This window comes from Pseudomonas sp. IPO3747, from assembly GCF_013385245.1.
Lineage (GTDB): Bacteria > Pseudomonadota > Gammaproteobacteria > Pseudomonadales > Pseudomonadaceae > Aquipseudomonas > Aquipseudomonas edaphica.
In genome coordinates this window covers 14,813-30,537 of sequence record NZ_JACAQL010000026.1, presented here as the reverse complement: position 1 = coordinate 30,537, position 15,725 = coordinate 14,813, and the positions used below count along the sequence as shown (strand labels likewise).

18 protein-coding genes are annotated in these 15,725 nt (G+C 61.2%); 9 read left to right on the top strand and 9 right to left on the bottom strand.

Features of this window, described 5'->3' with window-relative positions:
- Nucleotides 1–112 precede the first annotated feature (112 nt).
- Nucleotides 113–1,033, top strand: a complete 921-nt coding sequence (locus HX790_RS26950) for a LysR substrate-binding domain-containing protein (protein WP_176992495.1) — start codon at nucleotides 113–115, stop codon at nucleotides 1,031–1,033.
- A 167-nt stretch (nucleotides 1,034–1,200) separates the two neighbouring features.
- Nucleotides 1,201–3,177: a methyl-accepting chemotaxis protein gene (locus HX790_RS26945; protein WP_176992494.1), complete on the top strand. Its 1,977-nt coding sequence runs from the start codon at nucleotides 1,201–1,203 to the stop codon at nucleotides 3,175–3,177.
- A gap of 3 nt (nucleotides 3,178–3,180) precedes the next feature.
- Here the strand turns inward: HX790_RS26945 and HX790_RS26940 are convergent, their stop codons facing one another.
- On the bottom strand, nucleotides 3,181–4,095 hold the full coding sequence (locus tag HX790_RS26940; protein ID WP_169988058.1) for an ABC transporter six-transmembrane domain-containing protein: 915 nt from the start codon (nucleotides 4,093–4,095) through the stop codon (nucleotides 3,181–3,183).
- A gap of 112 nt (nucleotides 4,096–4,207) precedes the next feature.
- Between HX790_RS26940 and HX790_RS26935 the strand changes: the two genes are divergently transcribed.
- Nucleotides 4,208–4,786: a TetR/AcrR family transcriptional regulator gene (locus HX790_RS26935; RefSeq protein WP_176992493.1), complete on the top strand. Its 579-nt coding sequence runs from the start codon at nucleotides 4,208–4,210 to the stop codon at nucleotides 4,784–4,786.
- 182 nt (nucleotides 4,787–4,968) lie between these two features.
- Here HX790_RS26935 and HX790_RS26930 read toward each other — a convergent pair whose 3' ends face one another.
- Complete coding sequence (locus tag HX790_RS26930) at nucleotides 4,969–6,465, bottom strand: YifB family Mg chelatase-like AAA ATPase (RefSeq protein WP_138452421.1); 1,497 nt, start codon at nucleotides 6,463–6,465, stop codon at nucleotides 4,969–4,971.
- Nucleotides 6,466–6,662: 197 nt separating this feature from the next.
- Entirely contained in the window at nucleotides 6,663–6,926 is a 264-nt protein-coding gene (locus HX790_RS26925; RefSeq protein WP_058421153.1) for an accessory factor UbiK family protein, read from the bottom strand.
- A gap of 421 nt (nucleotides 6,927–7,347) precedes the next feature.
- Between HX790_RS26925 and glnK the strand changes: the two genes are divergently transcribed.
- The 4 genes from glnK (at nucleotide 7,348) to sutA (ending at nucleotide 10,131) form a co-directional block, all read left to right on the top strand.
- On the top strand, nucleotides 7,348–7,686 hold the full coding sequence (glnK, locus tag HX790_RS26920; protein WP_002555808.1) for a P-II family nitrogen regulator: 339 nt from the start codon (nucleotides 7,348–7,350) through the stop codon (nucleotides 7,684–7,686).
- A 35-nt stretch (nucleotides 7,687–7,721) separates the two neighbouring features.
- Nucleotides 7,722–9,062, top strand: coding sequence for an ammonium transporter (locus tag HX790_RS26915; RefSeq protein ID WP_017135897.1), 1,341 nt, complete (start codon nucleotides 7,722–7,724; stop codon nucleotides 9,060–9,062).
- 209 nt (nucleotides 9,063–9,271) lie between these two features.
- On the top strand, nucleotides 9,272–9,697 hold the full coding sequence (locus HX790_RS26910) for a secondary thiamine-phosphate synthase enzyme YjbQ (protein ID WP_017135898.1): 426 nt from the start codon (nucleotides 9,272–9,274) through the stop codon (nucleotides 9,695–9,697).
- Between the two features lie 101 nt (nucleotides 9,698–9,798).
- Nucleotides 9,799–10,131 carry a transcriptional regulator SutA gene (gene sutA / locus HX790_RS26905; protein WP_176992492.1) on the top strand — a complete coding sequence of 111 codons (333 nt, stop codon included), beginning with the start codon at nucleotides 9,799–9,801 and terminating at the stop codon, nucleotides 10,129–10,131.
- 168 nt (nucleotides 10,132–10,299) lie between these two features.
- Here sutA and HX790_RS26900 read toward each other — a convergent pair whose 3' ends face one another.
- Genes HX790_RS26900 through HX790_RS26875 form a run of 6 tightly spaced genes read right to left on the bottom strand, consistent with a single transcriptional unit; the run spans nucleotide 10,300 to nucleotide 14,888 of the window.
- Nucleotides 10,300–11,001 (bottom strand): HAD family hydrolase, encoded by a 702-nt coding sequence (locus tag HX790_RS26900; protein ID WP_176992491.1) that lies wholly within the window; start codon nucleotides 10,999–11,001, stop codon nucleotides 10,300–10,302.
- Complete coding sequence (gene xerC, locus HX790_RS26895; protein WP_017134991.1) at nucleotides 10,998–11,897, bottom strand: tyrosine recombinase XerC; 900 nt, start codon at nucleotides 11,895–11,897, stop codon at nucleotides 10,998–11,000. The genes HX790_RS26900 and xerC overlap by 4 nt, the downstream gene beginning before the upstream one ends.
- 2 nt (nucleotides 11,898–11,899) lie before the next feature.
- Nucleotides 11,900–12,616, bottom strand: a complete 717-nt coding sequence (locus HX790_RS26890) for a DUF484 family protein (RefSeq protein WP_056860805.1) — start codon at nucleotides 12,614–12,616, stop codon at nucleotides 11,900–11,902.
- Between the two features lie 13 nt (nucleotides 12,617–12,629).
- Complete coding sequence (gene dapF, locus HX790_RS26885) at nucleotides 12,630–13,460, bottom strand: diaminopimelate epimerase (protein ID WP_017134993.1); 831 nt, start codon at nucleotides 13,458–13,460, stop codon at nucleotides 12,630–12,632.
- Nucleotides 13,461–13,463: 3 nt separating this feature from the next.
- Nucleotides 13,464–14,711, bottom strand: a complete 1,248-nt coding sequence (gene lysA, locus HX790_RS26880) for a diaminopimelate decarboxylase (RefSeq protein WP_017134994.1) — start codon at nucleotides 14,709–14,711, stop codon at nucleotides 13,464–13,466.
- A 9-nt stretch (nucleotides 14,712–14,720) separates the two neighbouring features.
- Nucleotides 14,721–14,888, bottom strand: a complete 168-nt coding sequence (locus tag HX790_RS26875; protein WP_017134995.1) for a lipoprotein — start codon at nucleotides 14,886–14,888, stop codon at nucleotides 14,721–14,723.
- A 239-nt stretch (nucleotides 14,889–15,127) separates the two neighbouring features.
- Here HX790_RS26875 and cyaY point away from each other — a divergent pair, with 239 nt between their 5' ends.
- Nucleotides 15,128–15,460 carry an iron donor protein CyaY gene (gene cyaY / locus HX790_RS26870; RefSeq protein ID WP_099550435.1) on the top strand — a complete coding sequence of 111 codons (333 nt, stop codon included), beginning with the start codon at nucleotides 15,128–15,130 and terminating at the stop codon, nucleotides 15,458–15,460.
- A gap of 2 nt (nucleotides 15,461–15,462) precedes the next feature.
- Entirely contained in the window at nucleotides 15,463–15,681 is a 219-nt protein-coding gene (locus HX790_RS26865; protein ID WP_017134997.1) for a DUF1289 domain-containing protein, read from the top strand.
- Nucleotides 15,682–15,725 lie beyond the last annotated feature (44 nt).

The following is a 15,725-nucleotide window of genomic DNA, read 5'->3' as shown; positions in this document are numbered from 1 at the left end:
GGAAAGGGCTGATTCTCGGCGCTCCCGAGGCATTACACAAAAGGATAAAAGCGATCATTCGCATGATTAAAACTCATGGTAGGGTTGGGTATTGATCTGAGGGGGTTCTTCTATGGCACGCCGTCTACCGCCGCTGTATGCCTTGCGCGCCTTTGAAGCCGCCTCCCGGCACAACTCATTTACCCGTGCGGCGGATGAGCTTTCCATCACGCAAAGTGCTGTCAGCCGGCATATCCGCACGCTCGAAGAGCACTTCGCCTGCCGCCTGTTCCAGCGCAGTGGCCGCAACCTGCAGCTCACCGAAGCGGCGCGCCTGCTGTTGCCCGGCGTGCGCGAAGGCTTCGCGGCGCTGGAACGCGCCTGCCACACCCTGAACGCCGAAGACGACATCCTGCGCATGAAGGCGCCATCGACCCTGACCATGCGCTGGTTGCTGGCGCGGCTCAGTCGCTTTCGCGCCTTGCAGCCTGGCAATGAAGTGCAACTGACCAGTGCATGGATGAGCGTGGATGAAGTGGACTTCAACCAGGAACCCTTCGACTGCGCTGTATTACTGAGCTACGGGCACTTTCCGGCGGATTGGGAGGCCTGCTACCTGTTCCCCGAACTGCTGATCCCGGTGGGTGCGCCCAACCTGCTCAATGACGGGCCGTGGGACGTCCCGCGTCTGGCAAGCGCCGAGCTGCTGCACCCCACACCCGACCGCCGTGACTGGCGCAATTGGCTGGAGCACATGGGGTTGTCGTCCCAGGTGTCGCTCAAGGGTGGGCAGGTGTTCGATACCTTGGAGTTGGGCATGATCGCCGCCGCGCGGGGTTACGGCGTGTCCATGGGCGATTTGCTGATGGTGGCCGAAGATGTGGCCCAGGGCCGTTTGAGCCTGCCGTGGCCGACGGCGGTGGCCAGTGGGGAAAATTACTACCTGGTGTGGCCGAAAACCCGTCCCGGTGGCGAGCGTTTGCGGCGATTGGCGGAGTTTCTTCAAGGCGAAGTCAATGCCATGGAATTGCCCCAGGTTGAACGCCTGGCCTAGCGCTTCGGTGCAATCGTTTGCGCGGTACCCCTGTAAATCGCTCAAGTATTGTCTGCGCTTGCCGAATAAGGTGTGCTGGAACCCTTATTTTCCAGCGTTTCCCACCAGATAATTTGCCGAGCTGCGCTAAGAGATCAGGATGATCCTGGCCTCGGCCAGGAGCTGTCATGTCTCAACCTCGCGCTCGGATCGCCTCCCAGTTAGGCCTCGCCTTGGCCGTTATTTTGGCGGTCGTCATCAGCGGCAGTACTGTTTTTGCCCTGCGTTCCTTGGATTCGGCCAACCTCGACACCCGCGAGGAACACCTGGCCAGCGAGGCACGCTTGCTGGCCGATCAACTCAACACCTTCCACAGCACCTTGCGCGAGAGCACTCAGCGATTGAGCGGGCTGTTTGAAAAGCGCTTTGGCGCCGGCTTGAGTGTGCGCCCGGACCAGCAAGTCGCCGTGGCCGGTGTGCAGACCCCGAGTCTGTTGTTGGGCGATGAGGTGTTGAACAACAACTTCGCTGAGGTGGACGAGTTCAAGCAGATGTCCGGCGGGGTGGCCACGGTGTTTGTGCGCAGTGGCGAAGACTTCATTCGCATCAGTACCTCCCTGACCAAACAAGATGGCAATCGCGCCATCGGGACTGTGCTGGATCACCAGCATCCGGCCTACCAGCGCCTGTTGGCCGGGCAGAATTACATCGGGCGGGCGGTGTTGTTCGATCGCGCCTACATGACCCAGTACAGCCCCGTGCGCGATGCCGCCGGCAAGGTGATCGCCGTGTTGTTTATCGGCTTTGATTACACCGATGAGCAAAAGGCCCAGTTCGACAACCTCAAGCGCTTCCGTATCGGCCAGACTGGCTCGCTTGCCTTGCTGGACGAACAGAAGCACTGGCTGGTGCCACCGGCGGGTGTGCAGGCGTTGGATCAGGCGGTCCCGGTGATACTTGATCTGGCCAAGAACCCAGGCAAAGGCCGCTTCTGGAGCGACAAGGACGAAGATTTCTACAGTGTCGCGGTGCCGTTCGAAGGCGGCCCGTGGTCGGTGGTGGCGAGCATGCCGAAGTCCGAAATTCGTGCAGTCACCTGGGCGGTCGGCATTCGCCTGGTGATCGGCAGCGTGCTGGCGATGTTGCTGGCAGTAGGCGCAGCGGTGTGGTTGCTGCGCAGCAAATTGCAGCCTTTGAGCGACCTGGTGCGCCAGGCCGAAGCCTTGGGCGCCGGCGATTTGAGCGCACGCTTGAATGTGTCCAGCCATGACGAAATCGGCCAGTTGGCGAGCAGCTTCAACCAGATGGGCGAAGCGCTGTCGACCATGGTCTCGCACATCCGTAAAGCGGCCGAAGAGGTCAACAGCCGGGCTCAGGCGTTGTCCGGCCTGTCGGGTGGTGCCTATGAGGGCATGGAGCAGCAGTCCGGCGAAATCACCAGCATGGCTGGCGCAGTGGAAGAGTTCAGCGCGACCTCGCTGAACATTGCCGACAACATGGGCAATACCGAGCGATTGGCCCAGGAAAACGCCCAGCAGACGCGTATTGGCCGCACCTCGATGCAAGAGGCATCGTCATCGCTGGAGCATATCGCCACCGCCCTCAACAGCACGGCCACGGTGATCAACACCTTGGGCCAGCGCTCCCAGGAAATTGGCGGGATCGTCGGCGTGATCACCTCGATTGCCGAGCAAACCAACCTGCTGGCGCTCAACGCCGCCATCGAGGCGGCGCGGGCCGGTGAACAAGGCCGGGGCTTTGCGGTGGTTGCCGACGAAGTGCGCAACCTGGCCTCGCGCACGCGCCAGGCCACCGACGAAATCTCGGTGATGATCCAAAGCATCCAGCAGGAAACCGGCAACGCCATCAGCACCATGGAGCACGGCAACGTGTTGATGCAGGAAGGCCTGTCGCGCAACGCCGACGTCGCTTCGGCCCTGGCGCGCATCGACGAGCAAAGCCGTTCGGCAGGCCAGCAATTTGCTGCCATTACCACCGCGACCCAGGAGCAGAGCAGCACGGCCAACGTGCTGAGCAGCAACTTGCAAAGCATCGCATTGGCTAACAGCGAACAGCGCGAAGTGGTGTCGAACCTGGCCATTACCGCCAAGGAACTGGAAACCCTGGCGGCAGGCTTGCGGCAGGAGGTCGACCGTTTTCGTTAAGGCTTAATGCTCGCCCAGGCCTGGGTCCACGCGCTTGCCGATATCCTTGAGGCGCGCCAGTTGGTCGACCATCCCAGGCGCCTCGTCCATGCTGGTGACGAAGGTCCACAGGTAGGTCATGACCGCGTAGATGTGGCCGGCCTTGACCGCCGGCGACAAAGCCAGCTGGCTTATCGCGACCACAAACAGCAGGGCTGCCAGCGTGCCGAGAAACAGGTACGCGGCGGCCTCGCGGTCAGACAGCCAGATGCGCAGGCGTGACAGCACGTGGTAGTGGCGACGCAAGGTGGGTGCGCCGACTTTTTCCACCAGGCCGATTTCTTTCTCCAGGCGATCATTCAGGCGCTCATGCAGTTCCTGGTTGCGCTGGGCAAAGCGTGGCAGCAGCGTCACGCACAGCAGCAGGGCGGCCAGGCACGCCAGGCCGACCCACGGCTCAATCACGATCAGCATCACCGCTGCGCCAATAATCGAGACCAACGCGGTGGCGATAATCGGCACGTGTTTTTCAAAGAAGTCGACGAATTCGCGCGCAAGCACCACCCGCGCGGCGGATTTTGAGGTGCTGTGGTTCTGCTGGCGTTGGTTGAGAATCACCGGCACCGCAAGGTCGGCATAGATCCGCGTAAAAGTGCGCGTATCCAGCGCCCGCCGCGCCGCGCCGACCACCCAGAACGCCATCACCACCAACGCATAGAACAATGCGCTGGTGGCATCGCCACGGATAATCGAGTCCACCGCAAACCCGGCAAACAACGGGTAGGCCAACAGCAGCGCATTCTCCAGCGCCACCAGTGACAGTGTGCAGAACAGCTTGCCGGGGTATGCCTTGGCGATCGCCTTGAGCGTTTGGCCGGCGGATTGCTGGCCGATTTTCTTGCTTTCTTCAATCAGGATTTGCGGGGTCACGGATGACATGGGTGCACCAAAGGAGTGATAGACGCTATTATTGAGCGACTGCTCAAGTATCCTTGAGCGATCGCTCAAAAAGCAAGCGCCGCTTATCTACCGGCGCCCAAAGGAATTGCCCATGTCGCGTATCGACCGTAAAGACCAGATCATCGCCGCTGCCCTGGAGCTGTTTCGCAGCAAGGGCTTTGCCGATGTGTCCACCCGCGACCTGGCCGAGCATGCCGGCTTGTCGCGCAGCCACGTCTATCACTACTTCAGCGACTGGAACGAACTGCGTCGCGAAGCCTTTGTGCGCTTTGCCAATGAGCAATTGGATGAAGTGCGCGAGCCCTTGGCAGATGCTCCGCCACTTGAGGCGCTGGTGGGTTTTTTAGGTGATTGCCTGCCGAGCACCGCTGATGCCGGCTGGGCGTTGTGGCTGGATGCCTGGGACGAAGCCATGCACGACCCGCAAATGGCCCAGGCGTATCTGGTGATCAACGCGCAGTGGCAAGGCATGCTGGCTGAGGTGATTGAGCGAGGCGTGGCTGAGGGGATTTTTCGCTGCGACTCGCCGCAACGCGCGGCCCGGCAAATCTTCGCGTTGGCGATGGGGTATGCCGATGACCTGATGCTCAAGCCGTCTGTGGAATCGGCCGAGGCGGTACTGGATGAGGTCATGGAAGTGGCGCAGCTGCTGTTGGGTTTCTCCGCATAAGGGCTCGGTATTTACACCATTTCACTGTGGCGAGCGGGCTTGCCCCGCGTTGGGCTGCGCTGCGGCCCCGGCTCTACCGGTTGAATCGTATTGGCCGGATCAGGAGCGCTTCGCACTCCAACGCGAGGCAAGCCCGCTCGCCACAAAAGCCCACATGCCACAGAATTTGCGTTCATTAAGCGCTAGCCGACTGCCGCAGGCCGGTACTGCAAGGCCTCCTGCAAATGATGCCGGGCAATGTTTTCAACCCGCTCAAGGTCCGCCAGGGTGCGCGCTACCTTGAGCAGCCGGTGGGCTGCGCGCAGGGACAAGGTCAGTCGCTCGCAGGCGCTTTCCAGCCAGCCTTCATCGGCTTTTGCCAGTGTGCAGTGCTCGCGTAACCCCGGCAGATTCAGAAAGGCATTGGCGCAGCCCTGGCGCTTTTGCTGGCGTTCTCGAGCCTCTGCCACCTGCGCCGAAGCCGTCGCCGTATTATCGCCAGTGTGTTGGGTCGGGTTCAGCGCAGTGGTCTCCCGTGCCACGGTCAGGTGCAAGTCGATCCGGTCCAGCAACGGCCCTGAGAGCTTGTTGCGATAACGCTGAATCTGCTCCGGCGTACACCGACAGCGCCCGCTGGGTTCGCCCAAATAGCCGCAAGGGCAGGGGTTCATGGCGGCCACCAATTGAAAACGTGCCGGAAAACTCACCCGGTCGCGGGCGCGGGAGATCACGATATGCCCGGATTCGAGCGGCTCGCGCAGCACTTCCAGCACCTTGCGATCAAACTCCGGCAGCTCATCCAGAAACAGCACGCCATGATGGGCCAGGGTAATTTCCCCCGGCTGCGGTTTTGACCCGCCGCCCACCAGCGCCGGCCCCGACGCTGAATGGTGCGGTTGACGAAACGGACGGTGCGGCCAATGGCTCAACGGCGCCAGGCTGACCACTGACTGAATGGCCGCCACTTCCAGGGCTTCCTGCTCACTCAAGGGCGGCAGCAAACCAGGCAGGCGGCTGGCGAGCAAGGTCTTGCCGGTGCCGGGTGGCCCGCTGAACAGCAGGTTGTGCGCGCCCGCCGCCGCAATCAGCAGTGCGCGCTTGGCGGCAAGCTGGCCTTGCACCTCACTCAGGTCCGGGTAGGGCTTGTTCAAGTACAGCAAGCCGTCGGATTTATACGGCTCAATCGGCACCAGCCCATTCAGGTGCGCCACCACTTGCAGCAGGTGGTCCACTGCAATCACCTTCAACCCCGACGCCAGGCACGCCTCCTCGGCATTTGCCCGCGGCACTATCACGGTGCGCCCGGCCTTGCGTGCGGCCAGCGCGGCCGGCAGCACACCTTTGACCGCCCGCACCTCACCGGACAGGGCCAATTCCCCCAGGCATTCCACGTCATCGAGCATCAATGCCGGCACCTGCACGCTGGCGGCCAGGATGCCCAAGGCAATCGCCAAATCAAAACGCCCACCATCCTTGGGCAGGTCGGCGGGCGCCAGGTTGAGGGTGATACGGCGGGCCGGGTATTGCAGCGCGCAGTTGAGGATGGCGCTGCGCACGCGGTCCTTGCTTTCCTTGACGGCGGTTTCCGGCAGGCCCACCAAGGTAAGCGATGGAAGACCATTGGCCATATGCACTTCGACGGTAACGGCGGGGGCTTCTACGCCAATTTGGGCACGGCTGTGGACGATGGCGAGGGACATGCTCGTTCCTTGAGTGGGAGGCCGCTTCCTGCGGGTTTTTCAAGGGTAGACGAGGTGAGATGCTTTCGAGGGCGGGAGGTTTTACTGAACGTATCCAAAGAGCGACGCAGAACACCGTGGGAGCTGGCTTGCCTGCGATAGCGCCAGTGAATTCAACACCGCTATCGCAGGCAAGCCAGCTCCCACAGGGGCCGGGTTTATTCAGCAGCGGGTGGCGTCAACCGCGCTTCCAGCTCCGCTACCTTCGCTTCCAGACTCTCCAGCCGCGCACGCGTGCGGGCCAGTACGACCATCTGGCTGTCAAATTCTTCCCGGCTGACCAGGTCAAGCTTGCTGAAGCCGCTTTGCAGCAGCGCCTTGAACTGGCTTTCGATTTCGTTGCGGGGCAGCGGGGTTTCGCCGCTGAACAGGCGAGAGGCGTGGCCGCTCAGGGCGTCGAGGAGGTCTTTGGGCGCGAGCATGGGAAATATTCCGGAAAACTGTTGGCCGGCAGTGTATCACGCAGCGTCTATAGTCCTTTCACGGCCGCGAGCGCACGCTTTTCGCGCAGAGGGCTGGGCGGCTACGCACTGTTTTTGTGCGCATTGCAGCCGCCAATACGCCCCGCAGGTGGGCATAAGTGGGCAAAGGACTGATTTCAGTGATTTTTACGGAGCTGGCAAGGTTTCTGCTTAGACGATCATGACCCATGCACTGATGCAGTCGCTGTGACGAATGCAGTGCGCCGACGGATCAGGGGTACAGGTTTCGTCACCAGTGGTTCGCTGGCGTCGCAACGGCAAATGCCGAGGCGACGACGCGTTACAAAGCCAGGCACTGCGCTTAGACTTGAGACGGGTTTGTTTTCCTGGGGCAAGTCCACCAATTCGGGAGAGAGTTTTCATGAAGCTAGTCACTGCCATCATCAAGCCGTTCAAGTTGGACGATGTACGCGAGTCACTGTCCGAGATCGGCGTGCAGGGCATTACCGTTACTGAGGTCAAAGGCTTCGGTCGGCAGAAGGGTCACACCGAGCTGTATCGCGGCGCGGAATACGTGGTCGATTTCCTGCCAAAGGTGAAGATTGATGTCGCCATTGACGACAAGGATCTTGACCGGGTTATCGAGGCGATAACCAAGGCGGCCAACACCGGCAAGATCGGTGACGGCAAGATCTTCGTGGTCAATCTGGAACAGGCTATTCGCATCCGTACCGGCGAAACCGATACCGACGCTATCTAAGCCGCCAAACCCCCAACGCCCCAGGAGAAAACAATATGACTCTGCGTAAATTCGCAGGGCTAGGAGCCCTGTTGTCCCTCGTAATGCCGGCCCTGGCATTGGCGGCGGACCCAGCCCCTGCTCCAGTCCTCAATTCCGGCGACACAGCGTGGATGCTCACATCCACCGCGCTGGTACTGTTCATGACCATTCCGGGCCTGGCGCTGTTCTACGGCGGCATGGTGCGCTCCAAAAACATTCTTTCCGTGATGATGCAGTGCTTCGCCATCACCGGCCTGATCACCATCCTGTGGTTCGTTTACGGCTACAGCATGGCGTTTGATACCACCGGTATGGAAGCAGGCGTCGTCAACCTCAACTCGTTCGTGGGCGGCCTGTCCAAACTGTTCCTGTCGGGTGTAACCCCGGCGAGCATCACCGGCCCTGCGGCGCTGTTCCCTGAGGCGGTGTTTGTCACCTTCCAGATGACCTTCGCGATCATTACCCCTGCGCTGATCGTCGGTGCGTTCGCCGAGCGTATGAAGTTCTCCGCGATGCTGATCTTCATGGGCGTCTGGTTCACCCTGGTCTATGCGCCGATTGCCCACATGGTGTGGGGCGGTCCGGGCTCGTTGCTGGGCGACTGGGGTGTGCTGGACTTTGCAGGCGGCACCGTGGTGCACATCAACGCCGGTGTGGCTGGCCTGGTGGCGTGCCTGGTACTTGGCAAGCGTAAAGGCTTCCCGACCACCCCGATGGCACCGCATAACCTGGGTTACACCCTGGTCGGTGCAGCCATGCTGTGGGTTGGCTGGTTCGGCTTCAACGCAGGTTCTGCTGCGGCGGCCAACGGTACTGCCGGTATGGCGATGCTGGTCACTCAGATCGCTACCGCTGCTGCGGCACTGGGCTGGATGTTCGCCGAGTGGGTCACCCACGGTAAGCCAAGCGCACTGGGCATTGCCTCGGGCGTAGTAGCCGGTCTGGTTGCAATCACTCCGGCTGCCGGCACTGTTGGCCCGATGGGCGCTCTGGTCATCGGCCTGGCAGCGGGCGTGGTGTGCTTCTTCTGCGCCACGACCCTGAAACGCAAACTGGGCTACGACGACTCCCTGGACGCCTTCGGTGTGCACGGTATCGGCGGTATCCTTGGCGCGATCCTCACCGGCGTGTTCGCAGCGCCTTCGCTGGGCGGCTTCAACGCGGCCACCACTGACATCGCGGCGCAAGTCTGGATCCAGTGCAAAGGCGTGGGCTTCACCGTGATCTACACGGCCATCGTGACTTTCATCATCCTCAAGGTGCTGGACATGGTGATGGGCCTGCGGGTGACCGACGAAGAAGAGGCGGTGGGCCTCGATCTGGCGCAACACAACGAACGCGGCTACAACTTGTAAGTACGCGAAAAAAAGATGCCCGGCTTGCCGGGCATTTTTTTGTCTGGTGTTTGTCTGTGGCTAAAGGCGGATGGGTTTTTTGCCGAGTTTGTGATGGGATCCACACGGCACTTTTGAGGATGCGAAAGTCTTACATGCATGTAGGCGTATTCGACACTTTGTTTTTTCCCAGACCGCGCTAGAATGCGCGCCGATGGGCGGAGAACTGTATGTGGCAACAGACCCTGATTACCCTGCGGGCCAAGCCCCGGGGCTTTCACCTGGTAACGGATGAGTTGCTTGCCGGCGTGCCTGAGTTAAAGGCTTGCCGAGTAGGCCTGTTGCATTTGTGGCTGCAGCACACCTCGGCCTCGTTGACCATAAACGAGAATGCCGACCCGGCGGTTCGCCGTGACTTCGAGCGTTTCTTCAACTCGCTGGTGCCGCAAGGGCGTGCAGGGTTCGAACATAACGACGAAGGTCCGGATGATCTGCCGGCGCACTTCAAGGCCAGTCTGCTGGGCTGCCAGTTGAGTTTGCCGGTCAAGGCCGGCCGCTTGGCGATAGGGACTTGGCAAGGTGTTTATCTGGGCGAGCACCGTGATCATGGCGGTGCTCGTAAAGTCCTCGCCACCTTGCACGGTGATGGGGCATAAGCCACTGGTTATCCAGTGGATGTGATTTTTTTCCGGCGACCTCGACAGAGGGTGAAGCTGGGCTATAACTAATCTGCTTTTCGCAAGTCATGAGGTAGAACATGAGCGACGATGATCTGGAAAACGACGACCTTGAAGTAGGCGACGACGACGAGGCTGAAGAAGGTCTTGAAGCGGCAGTCGAAGACGTTGCTGACGAGGGCGATGACGGCGGCGATGACGCACCTGCCAAAGCAGCCAAAGGCAAAGCCAAGGCCGCTGTCTCGGTAGACGAACTGCCGAGCGTTGAAGCCAAGAACAAAGAGCGCGATGCGCTGGCCCGTGCGATGGAAGAATTCCTCGCTAAAGGCGGCAAAGTGCAGGAAGTCGAGGCCAACGTGGTGGCAGACCCACCGAAGAAGCCGGATAACAAGTACGGCAGCCGACCTATCTGAGGTCAGCAGACTGCTTGTAAGAAAAAGCCCGCCGTCGCTGCGGGCTTTTTCATGCCTGAAACAAATTCTTAAAATTCATTGCATAGCCCTGTGGGAGCTGGCTTGCCTGCGATAGCGGTGGGTCAGACAGACCGCTATCGCAGGCAAGCCAGCTCCCACTTTGAATCTTCAGTGTGACTGCCAGCTGCGCAGCAGCCCCGGCAACTCTGTCAGGCTACGAATCTCTGCATCCGGCTGCTTATCCGCTTCCCACGCCTTGCCCGTCGGGTTGAACCACACCGCGCGAAGCCCGGCCTGCTGCGCACCGGCGATGTCATCGCCAGGATGATCGCCAATATGCACGGCCTGATTTGCATCCACGCCACCGCGCTGCAAGGCTTCCTGAAACAGCCGCGCATCCGGCTTGGCGATGCCGATATCCTCGGCGCGCAGGGCAAAGTGGAAGTAATCCGCCAGCCCCACGCGTTGCACATCGGCATTGCCGTTGGTGATCACGCCCAGCAGGAAGTGCTGGCGCAGCGCCTTTAGCATGGGCTCCGCTTCCGGGAACGGCGTGAGCTGGTGACGGGCGTGAATAAACGCCTCGTAGCACACATCCGCCATCTGCGTGGCCTCAGGCTGTGGGTAACCCGCCTCTTCAAACGCGTGCATCAGGACCTTGTGACGCAGGATGCTGATGCGATATTTAAGCTCTGGATGGCGCTCCAACACCTGCTGGCGAAGGCTGGCGAAATGTTCCAGAGGCAAGTCGCCAACCTTGGAGGCGTTAAGTGCCAGCCATTCGCGCATCGACGCCTCGGCGTTGATGATGACGGGTACGTTGTCCCAGAGCGTGTCGTCCAGGTCGAAGGTGATCAGCTTGATACTCATGAGTCGCCGCCCTTGATGCGTTTGGCCCGTGGATGGGCGCTGTCGTATACCGTCGCCAGGTGCTGGAAGTCGAGGTGGGTATAGATCTGCGTGGTCTTGATATCGGAGTGGCCGAGCAGCTCCTGCACGGCGCGCAGGTCCTGGGACGACTCCAGCATATGGCTGGCAAAAGAATGTCGCAGCATGTGAGGGTGCAGGTTTTGCCCCAGTTCGCGCTCGCCGGCCGCCTTGACCCGCACCTGAATCGCCCGTGGCCCCAGGCGTCGGCCTTGCTGGCTGACAAACACCGCATCGTCGGCCGGGTTGGTCAACAGGCGCAGCGGCAACCACAGCTGCAAGGCTTCGCGGGCCTTCCTGCCCACCGGCAGCACACGGGTCTTGCTGCCCTTGCCGAGCACTTGTACCAGGCCGTCCGCCAGGTCCAACTGATCCAGGTTCAGGCCGGTCAGCTCCGACAAACGCAGGCCCGAGGAATAAAACAGCTCAAGAATCGCCTGGTCACGATGGGCCAGGAAGTCATCCTCAACGGCGCCGTCCAGCAGTTGCAGGGCGCGGTCGGTGTCGAGGGTCTTGGGCAGGCGCCGTTCGCCCTTGGGCGGCGACAGGCCGTTGGCCGGGTCGTGGTCGCACAGGCCTTCACGGTTGAGGTAGTGATAGAGGCCGCGTACCGCTGAGAGCAGGCGCGACAGGCTGCGCGAAGACTGGCCCGCCTGGTGCAGGCGCGCGATCAGGCTGCGCAGGCTCTGGATATCCAGCGCCTTCCAGCTGGTGATCTGTTGTTTTTCGCAGTACGCCAGGACCTTGTTCAGGTCCCGTCGATAGGCTTCCAGGGTGTGAGGCGACACCTGGCGCTCGTTGCGCAGGTGAGCGCAATAAGCGTCCAGTTGCCGTTCCATGGCTAGCGCACCGCGCGCAGGGTGGTGGTGTGGCGGGGCAAGACGCGGCCCAGCACTTCGGCGATGTAGGTCAAGAACAGCGTGCCCACCGAGCTTTTGTAGTGCGCAGGGTCACGGCTGGCAATCGCCAGCACGCCGTGCAAGCCTTGATGGCTGAGGGCGACTACGGCGGTGGAGCCGATCTGCTTGCGCTGTTCGGCGCCAAACAGGAAATCCAGCTCGTGTTCACGCAAGGTGCCGCTGATGGTCTTGCCTTCCGAGAGCAGGCCGCCGATTGCGGTTTGCGCGTCGCTGCCGCTGACCCAGCGGCCCACCGGCATCGGGTTGTCGCTGAACAAAATCAGGCTGACAAACGGCACCTGAAAGTCCTGGCGCAGGCTGTCTTCCACGGCGATGACCGTTTCTTCCAGGCTGTTGGCGTCCATCAGGGTCAGTATCAGGCGGCGGGTCTTGTCGAACAAGCGGTCGTTGTCGCGGGCCACATCCATCAGGTGTGAAAGCCGATGGCGCATTTCGATATTGCGCTCGCGCAGGATCTTCATCTGCCGCTCCACCAGCGACACGGTATCGCCACGCTGGTGGGGGATGCGCAGGGCGGGCAGCAGTTCTTCGTGTTCGACGAAGAAGTCCGGATTAGCCTCAAGGTACGCCGCGACAGCAGCGGCCTCCAGACTTTCGCTTGGGGTTGCTTGGGCGGGTACTTGAGGCTTATCGGTCATTAGCTTGGCTCACTCATAGACGGACCTGTCCTTCGTATACACGCGAGGCCGGCCCGGTCATCATCACCGGGTGGCCAGGCCCTGCCCACTCGATGGACAAACGCCCACCCGGCAGGTCGATCAATAGGGGCGAATCCATCCACCCCTGGCTGATCGCGGCGACGGCTGCGGCGCAAGCACCGGTGCCGCACGCCTGGGTTTCGCCGGCGCCGCGTTCCCATACACGCAGTTGCGCACGGGTACGGTCGATCACCTGCAAAAAGCCCACATTGACCCGTGCCGGAAAGCGCGGGTGATGCTCGATCTTCGGCCCCAGCTCATGCACCGGGGCGTTGTTGATGTCGTTGACCCGCAGTACCGCATGGGGGTTGCCCATGGAGACGGCAGCGATGTCGACGATTTTGCCTTCTACATCCAGCGCGTAACTGGCGGCCTGCTCGGTGGCCTGAAACGGAATATCCGCTGGCACCAGGCGTGGCGCGCCCATGTTGACGCTGATCTGGCCGTCGCTGCGAATGTCCAGCTCGATCACGCCGCTTTTGGTCTCGACACGAATCTGGCGCTTGGCAGTCAAGCGTTTGTCCAGCACAAAGCGCGCAAAGCAGCGCGCACCGTTGCCGCACTGTTCCACTTCGGAGCCGTCGGAGTTGAAGATCCGGTAACGGAAATCCACCTCCGGGTTGCTCGGCGCCTCGACGATCAGCAACTGGTCGAAACCGATGCCGGTGTGCCGGTCGCCCCACTGTTTGGCGTGCTTAGGCAGGATGTGCGCGTGCTGGCTGACCAGGTCCAGGACCATGAAATCATTACCCAGCCCGTGCATCTTGGTAAAACGCAGCAGCATGGCTTACTCCGGCAGCAGGCTTTCGCCAGCAAACAACTCGGCTACCGTCTCGCGGCGACGCACTTCAAACGCTTGATCACCGTCCACCAGCACCTCGGCGGCACGGCCGCGGGTGTTGTAGTTGGAACTCATGACAAACCCGTAGGCACCGGCCGAATGCACGGCCAGCAGGTCGCCTTCCTCCAGCGCAAGCTGACGATCCTTGGCCAGGAAGTCGCCGGTTTCGCAGATTGGGCCGACGATATCGTAGGCGCGGCCTTCGCCCTCGCGCGGGGTTACGGCAGTGACGTCCATCCATGCCTGGTACAGCGCCGGGCGAATCAGGTCGTTCATTGCTGCATCGACAATGGCGAAATCCTTGTGCTCGGTGTGCTTGAGGTACTCGACCTGGGTCAGCAGCACGCTGGCGTTGGCAACGATGTAACGGCCCGGCTCGAACATCAGGGTCAGGCCGAGGCCTTCGGTGCGCTCACGCACAGCCTTGATGTAATCGGCGATCAGCGGCGGCTCTTCATCGCGATAACGCACACCCACGCCACCACCGAGGTCGATGTGTTGCAGGTAGATGCCGCACTCGCCAAGGCGATCGGTCAGCGCCAGCAGGCGATCAAGGGCGTCCAGGAACGGCGGCAGGGTGGTCAGTTGCGAGCCGATATGGCAGTCGACACCCAGCACTTCCAGGTTCGGCAGCTGTGCGGCACGGATGTACACGTCCTCGGCGTCGGCAATGGCGATGCCGAACTTGTTCTCTTTGAGACCGGTGGAGATATACGGGTGCGTGCCGGCATCGACGTCCGGGTTGACGCGCAGGGAGATCGGCGCGCGAACGCCCATCTCGGCGGCGACCACTTGCAGGCGCTCCAGCTCGTCGGTGGATTCGACGTTGAAGCAATGCACGCCCACTTCGAGCGCGCGGCGCATGTCTTCGCGGCTTTTGCCGACGCCCGAGAAGACGATCTTGTCAGCCTTGCCGCCGGCAGCCAGAACACGTTCCAGCTCGCCACGGGAAACGATGTCAAAACCAGCGCCAAGACGCGCCAGGACATTCAGTACACCCAGGTTGGAGTTGGCCTTGACCGCGTAGCACACCCTGTGTGGAACGCCTTCCAGTGGGTCGGTGAACGAGCGGTATTGGGCTTCGATGTGCGCACGCGAGTACACATAGGTCGGGGTGCCAAACTGCTCGGCAATCGCGGACAGCGCCACGCCTTCCGCGAACAGCTCGCCGTCCCGGTAGTTAAAAGCGTCCATGATGTTCCCTTAGTAAGTGTCGTGCTTATGCGCTTTCGCAGCTTTTTGCGACGACTGTGCCTGGTCGTTCGGGTCTTTGCTGTCATCGGGCAGGTACAGCGGGCCTTTTTGACCACAGGCACTAACGAGGCAAGCGACCGCGACGAGCGCAGCAAGGGAAGAGATCAGGCGCTTCATGGCGAAATCCTTGAATATGCATTAATTGCGCCCGAGTATACCGACCACCCGGCAGCTTGCCTATGCGCCGTAATACCCGTCCGGCGGGGGTTTGCCGAGCATGTCGCGATTCGGCCTACGCTAAATGAGGATATTTCACGCGGCTGCGGGTAATGAAATCGGTATCCTTTGCAATCATCATGGCGCGTCCGTATCGTGCGCCGCTTGAGCGTGACCAGACACTTTTCGAGGTTCCCACAATGAGTTTGACCGAAGCCCGTTTTCACGACCTGGTGGATTCGACCCAGCAGGCGCTGGAAGATATTTTCGACGACAGCGGCCTGGATGTGGACCTGGAGAACTCGGCTGGCGTGCTGACCGTTAAGTTTGAAAACGGCACCCAACTGATCTTCAGCCGTCAGGAGCCGCTGCGTCAGCTATGGCTGGCGGCGCGTTCGGGTGGTTTTCACTTCGACTACAACGAAGAAGACAAAAACTGGCAGTGCGATACCAGCGATGAGCTGTTAAGCGAAATGCTCGCACGCCTGGTCCAGGAACAAGCCGGCGCTGAGCTGGACTTCGACGAGATCTGATCGTGACCCAGCCTGCACCTGTACGCCCACCCAAGCCGCTGTTCAGCAATGTCAGCCCGGCAGTGCCGTCACCTTGTATCAGTTTGTGTCGCCTGGACGAGCAAAAAGTCTGCCTCGGCTGCCACCGGCACGTGGAAGACATCCGTGAATGGCGCTCCGCCGACGATGCCCGGCGCCGGGTGATCTGCGCCGAGGCCGAACAACGCAGGGCGCGCGCCTGAGGCCGTCTTGTTTATTTGTGACGCTGTGGTAGTGTCCGGGTACG

Coding starts and splice junctions, on each gene's coding strand:
- HX790_RS26950 (WP_176992495.1), top strand. CDS start 113: ATGGCACGCCGTCTACCGCCGCTGTATGCCTTGCGCGCCTTTGAAGCC.
- HX790_RS26945 (WP_176992494.1), top strand. CDS start 1,201: ATGTCTCAACCTCGCGCTCGGATCGCCTCCCAGTTAGGCCTCGCCTTG.
- HX790_RS26940 (WP_169988058.1), bottom strand. CDS start 4,095: ATGTCATCCGTGACCCCGCAAATCCTGATTGAAGAAAGCAAGAAAATC.
- HX790_RS26935 (WP_176992493.1), top strand. CDS start 4,208: ATGTCGCGTATCGACCGTAAAGACCAGATCATCGCCGCTGCCCTGGAG.
- HX790_RS26930 (WP_138452421.1), bottom strand. CDS start 6,465: ATGTCCCTCGCCATCGTCCACAGCCGTGCCCAAATTGGCGTAGAAGCC.
- HX790_RS26925 (WP_058421153.1), bottom strand. CDS start 6,926: ATGCTCGCGCCCAAAGACCTCCTCGACGCCCTGAGCGGCCACGCCTCT.
- glnK (WP_002555808.1), top strand. CDS start 7,348: ATGAAGCTAGTCACTGCCATCATCAAGCCGTTCAAGTTGGACGATGTA.
- HX790_RS26915 (WP_017135897.1), top strand. CDS start 7,722: ATGACTCTGCGTAAATTCGCAGGGCTAGGAGCCCTGTTGTCCCTCGTA.
- HX790_RS26910 (WP_017135898.1), top strand. CDS start 9,272: ATGTGGCAACAGACCCTGATTACCCTGCGGGCCAAGCCCCGGGGCTTT.
- sutA (WP_176992492.1), top strand. CDS start 9,799: ATGAGCGACGATGATCTGGAAAACGACGACCTTGAAGTAGGCGACGAC.
- HX790_RS26900 (WP_176992491.1), bottom strand. CDS start 11,001: ATGAGTATCAAGCTGATCACCTTCGACCTGGACGACACGCTCTGGGAC.
- xerC (WP_017134991.1), bottom strand. CDS start 11,897: ATGGAACGGCAACTGGACGCTTATTGCGCTCACCTGCGCAACGAGCGC.
- HX790_RS26890 (WP_056860805.1), bottom strand. CDS start 12,616: ATGACCGATAAGCCTCAAGTACCCGCCCAAGCAACCCCAAGCGAAAGT.
- dapF (WP_017134993.1), bottom strand. CDS start 13,460: ATGCTGCTGCGTTTTACCAAGATGCACGGGCTGGGTAATGATTTCATG.
- lysA (WP_017134994.1), bottom strand. CDS start 14,711: ATGGACGCTTTTAACTACCGGGACGGCGAGCTGTTCGCGGAAGGCGTG.
- HX790_RS26875 (WP_017134995.1), bottom strand. CDS start 14,888: ATGAAGCGCCTGATCTCTTCCCTTGCTGCGCTCGTCGCGGTCGCTTGC.
- cyaY (WP_099550435.1), top strand. CDS start 15,128: ATGAGTTTGACCGAAGCCCGTTTTCACGACCTGGTGGATTCGACCCAG.